The organism is Streptomyces sparsus, assembly GCF_054776295.1.
Genome location: NZ_BAAHCA010000406.1, coordinates 1 through 4,309 on the forward strand (window position 1 = coordinate 1; position 4,309 = coordinate 4,309).

5 protein-coding genes are annotated in these 4,309 nt (G+C 74.2%); 1 reads left to right on the forward strand and 4 read right to left on the reverse strand.

Annotation, left to right across the window (positions count from 1 at the left end):
- The 4 genes from ACYVE9_RS17315 to ACYVE9_RS17330 form a co-directional block, all read right to left on the reverse strand.
- The coding region (locus tag ACYVE9_RS17315; protein WP_461028777.1) for a hypothetical protein at positions 1 to 599 on the reverse strand (599 nt) is incomplete at its 3' end.
- Positions 600 to 657: 58 nt separating this feature from the next.
- Complete coding sequence (locus ACYVE9_RS17320) at positions 658 to 1,482, reverse strand: ABC transporter permease (RefSeq protein ID WP_461028778.1); 825 nt, start codon at positions 1,480 to 1,482, stop codon at positions 658 to 660.
- The gene (locus ACYVE9_RS17325) at positions 1,479 to 2,492 is read right to left on the reverse strand and encodes an ABC transporter ATP-binding protein (protein WP_461028779.1); all 1,014 of its coding nucleotides are present in this window, start codon (positions 2,490 to 2,492) and stop codon (positions 1,479 to 1,481) included. The genes ACYVE9_RS17320 and ACYVE9_RS17325 overlap by 4 nt, the downstream gene beginning before the upstream one ends.
- Positions 2,493 to 2,630: 138 nt before the next feature.
- The gene (locus ACYVE9_RS17330; protein ID WP_461028781.1) at positions 2,631 to 3,845 is read right to left on the reverse strand and encodes an NYN domain-containing protein; all 1,215 of its coding nucleotides are present in this window, start codon (positions 3,843 to 3,845) and stop codon (positions 2,631 to 2,633) included.
- Positions 3,846 to 4,080: 235 nt separating this feature from the next.
- Between ACYVE9_RS17330 and ACYVE9_RS17335 the strand changes: the two genes are divergently transcribed.
- Entirely contained in the window at positions 4,081 to 4,242 is a 162-nt protein-coding gene (locus ACYVE9_RS17335; protein ID WP_461028780.1) for a hypothetical protein, read from the forward strand.
- Positions 4,243 to 4,309: the final 67 nt, after the last annotated feature.

A 4,309-nucleotide genomic window follows, 5' to 3' on the forward strand; every position in this document is an offset into this window, starting at 1 on the left:
AAGAAGGCGACGGCGACCAGGTGGGTGGCGACCGCGGCCAGCGGCCACGCCAGCAGCACGGCCGTGGCCCCCAGCTGGAGCGGAGCCTCCAGCGTGCTGCCGCGGCCGGCCTCGGCGGCTCGGGCGGTCAGGTCCTGACCCGGGCCGAGCAGCACACCGAGCCGCCAGCCGACGACCGAGGCGAGGACCGATCCCAGGGCAAGCCCGAGTACCGCGCCGACACCGCCGCCGCGCCGCACCAGGAACAGCAGCAGTCCGCTCACGACCCCCAGGCCCATCGCCAGCAGGGCGAACGTGCCGTCCACCGCGAAGGTGTCCTCCGCCTCGGTGTTGCCCAGCAGGGCGTTCTGCCCGTCCGAGACGTACCGCACCGGGGAGGCCAGCCACCACCAGAGCAGGCCCAGCAGGCCACCGGCGACCGTGAGCACGACCGCCACCAGCAGCAGGTCCCTGACCTCCTCCCGACCGGAGATCGCGCGGGGCTCGGCATCACCCGTCTGCCACTCGGCGTCGGCGGCCTGCGGCGGTTTGACCCACGGGTCGTACTGCGGGGGCTGCGAGGAGCCGTTGTGCGGGGGCGGGGGCGTCGGTACGGTCACGACGCCATCGTGCCAGGCCCGGTCTGCTGTTCGGGAACGGGTACGCCCGTCCGGCCGATCAACGCGAGGCCGCCCGGCGGTACGCCCACGTCGCCAGCACCAGCGCGGCGACGCCCACGGCCGCGCAGACCCCCAGGTCGACGCCGACCCTCGCCCAGTCCGGTGACGGCTCGAACGCCGCGGCGAGCGCCTCGACACCGTAGGTGGAAGGCAGCAGGTCACGCGCCCACTGGAGGGGCTGCGGCATCGGACCTGCCGGCAGCACTCCCAGCAGCAGCGCCGCCGACATGCCCAACTGGCCGCAGAGCGTGGCGAGTTCCTGGCGCGGCGCGAGCAGTCCCAGTGCCGCGCCCAGGCCGGCCAGTGCGGCTCCGGCCAGCGGGACGACCGCGAACAGCACCCACAGGCCGCCCATCGGCAGCTGGAACAGCAGGCTGCCGGTGACGGCGGTGACGAGCACGCCGGGCACCGTGAACGAGGCGTAGGCCCCGGCCGCTCCCAGCACCACCGCGGCGGGCGGCACCGGCAGCGTCGCGTAGTGGTCGAGGCCGCCGGAGGCCCGCAGCTGGCCGAAGTACTGGGCGAGCAGGTTGAGGGCGACGAAGGCGACCACCAGCACGCTGGACCCGGCGACGACCGCGCGGGCCGCCTCTCCCGGACCGGACTCGACGACGCCGCGCATCAGCACCATGATGCCGATGGACTGGAAGGTGGCGACGAACAGCAGCGGGATGCGGGCCACCCGGGCCCGGGACAGCTGTGCCCGGTAGACGGCGCTGAGCGACGGCCACAGCCTCGCCCGGGGCGCCAGCTCCGCCGGTACCTCCGGGGCGGACTCCGCGGCGACGCGAGGTGCGGTCACCTCGGCGGAGAGTGCGCTCACACCTTCACCAGACCTTCCGTACGGCCGCCGAGTGCCAGGTAGACGTCCTCCAGGCTCGGCGTGACCAGGGTGAAATCGTCAAGAGCGGCGAACGCCCCGCCACCGGGGACGGCGGCCACCGGGGCCCGCACGTCGTCCGGTGCGAGCCGCAGCGTCCACCGGCGGCCGGCGGTGACGGCCTCCGGGCGGAGCGCCGCGATCTCCGGCAGGTGCAGCGGCGGCTGCTCACGCCACACCAGTTCCAGGCGCACGGTGTCACCGACGAGTGACCGCAGCCCGGCCGGGGTGTCGCAGGCGATGACCCGCCCGCGGTCGAGTACCGCGACCCGGTCGAGCACCGTCTCCGCCTCGATCACGTTGTGGGTGACCAGCACGACGGTGGCGTTCGACTCGGCCCGGCGGCGGTCGACGGCCGCCCAGACGGCGCGGCGCGCCACCGGGTCCAGGCCGGTGGTCGGCTCGTCCAGCACCAGCACCGGCCGCTCACCCACCAGGGCCGTCGCCACACACGCCAGGCGGCGCTGACCGCCGGAGAGCTTGCGCAGCGGACGCCCGGCGATCTCCGCCAGGCCCAGTTCGTCAAGGACGGCGTCCCGCTCCCGGCGGGCCCCGGCCGCGCTCAGCCCGCGGAGCCGGGCGGTGGTCTCGGCTGCCAGGGCGACGGTCAGATCGTCCAGCGCGCTGGACTCCTGGCCCAGGTAGGCGAGCAGCCGGGCAGCCCGGTCGGGGTGCCGCACCAGGTCGTGGCCGAGCACGTCGACCGTCCCGGAATCCGGTCGCAGCAGGCCGGTCAGCTGCCGGACGAGGGTGGTCTTGCCGGCGCCGTTGGGGCCGAGCAGGCCGAAGATCTCACCGCGCCGGACGGTCAGGCTCACGTGGTCGCTGGCCCGCACGGCCGGGGCCGCGGGGGCCCCACGACGGGCCCGCTGGGCCGGATAGCTCTTGACCAGGTCCCGCACAGCGCAGACCGCACCGCCGTCCGTCGTTGCCTGCTGTGCGCCCGTCTCCACGAGCTACGAGGGTACGCGCCCCGCGGCGGGCGCCGGTCACCCACCCGGGAAACCCCGCCCACCGCACGGACGGGCTCGGCCGCGGGTGGGGCGGTCGGGAGGCGAGGGCGTCAGCGCGCGGCTCAGTCGGCGGGCAGCTCAGTCGGCGGCCGGGGCGGGTTCGGAGCTGGCGTGCGGGTCCACCTCGCGCCAGAAGCCCGCCCGGATGGCGTAGCGGTCGTGCTCGTCGATCTGGTCGTCCTTGTGCGCGAGCAGCCCGAAGCGGGCGGCGTAGCGCAGCAGCTCCCCGTCGATGCGGTGCGGGATGCGCGGGTACTGGGTGGTGAGGTGCTGGAGGTGGACGGGGGCGGACAGCCGCGCCATCCACCGGCGGGCGAAGACCTGGCCGACTTCGAAGGGGTCACCGCTGACGGCGGTGATGTCCTCCTCCCGATCGGCCCAGCGCTGCTCGGCGGTGGTGAGCTGGGCCAGCGTGGGCAGCCCCGCCACCTCCGGTGGCTCACCGGGAGAGCCGCGGTCCACCCAACCCTTGTCGGAGGACCAGCGCAGCGTCGCGGCCGGTGCCGCCGGTGGTGCGGCCGGGGGGCGGCCGAGCCCGGCGAGGTCCTTGGGGGTGGGGACGGGCGGTCCCCCCTTGGTCTCGGCGGGTGGCTGCTCGTGCTCGCTGCGCGGCGCCTCCGGAGCCGGGGTCTCGGCGGCGGAGGAGCCGTTCTTCGGACCGCTGGGCGGCTCCGGAAGCGGAGCGGAGAGGATGGCGGCGATGTCCGGCCGCGGCGCGGGCTGCGGTGGGCAGGGGCCGGCGAAGTCCTTCGCGCGGACGGCCCGGGTGATCCAGGTGCGGTCCAGCACTCGGCGCTCGTCGGCCTCGGCGACGAGGTCCTCCGACTGGTTGTAGTCGCCGTCGGCCGCCTGCACCGCCCAGAGGTGAACGGCGACCCCGTGCTCCTTGGCGGACATCAGGCCCGGCAACAGGTCACCGTCCCCGGTGACCAGCACGATGTCGGCACAGGCCCGGTTCCGGGCGAGTTCGGTGAGCTCCGCGTGCATCGCGGCGTCCACGCCCTTCTGGGCCCAGCGCCCGTCACTGCGGGTCAGGGCGCCCAGCCGGACGGTCACCCGGGGCATCACCCGGAGTCGGCGGTGCTCGGGTTGCGGCACCCGGTCGGGTGCGCCGTCGAACCAGTAGATGCGCAGCAGACTGCATCCGGTGTCGGCCTCGGCGAGCTCCCGCAGTCCCTGGATGAGCAGGGAGTGGTCGACGGTGATGCGCGAACGGGTGGGCTCCCCGGCCAGCAGACTCGCGGCGGCCCCCAGCAGGTAACCAGCGTCCACCAGGACGACGCAGCGGTCCACGGTCCACCCACTCTCGTCGTACGGCATCGGGTATCAGGGCGTGTTCCTTCGAGTCTGCCCGACCGTACGGGGGTTATCAGTGCGAACTCGATCTTCGGCGTGGCGAATCACGGCGACTACCGGAGCGAATCCCCCCAACTCACGACCACCGTGGGTAATTGCCCGAAATGCGAAGTACGCGGTGACGTGCGAATGTGAGGGCTGCCCACAGTTCCGAGGACCACAGGAGGTCACCATGGGCAGGAACAAGAGCCGAGATCGCCGGGAACCGCAGGATCGCAGCGCCAACGACCCGTCCCGCGAGCAGTCGAAGGGCAGCACGGAGCAGCTGGCGTCGACCGGGGCGAGCCCGAAGATGGAGCGCAAGCACGCGTCGAAGAAGTTCGGGCACAACTGACTTCCGCGGCCGAGTGCCGCGAGCCGGCCCGCACGTGCCGGTGGGGAGCGCCGCGTTCGGCGCTCCC

What these genes read in the sequence shown, in the direction of transcription:
- ACYVE9_RS17335 (WP_461028780.1), top strand. Translation starts at nt 4,081, where the DNA reads ATGGGCAGGAACAAGAGCCGAGATCGCCGGGAACCGCAGGATCGCAGC.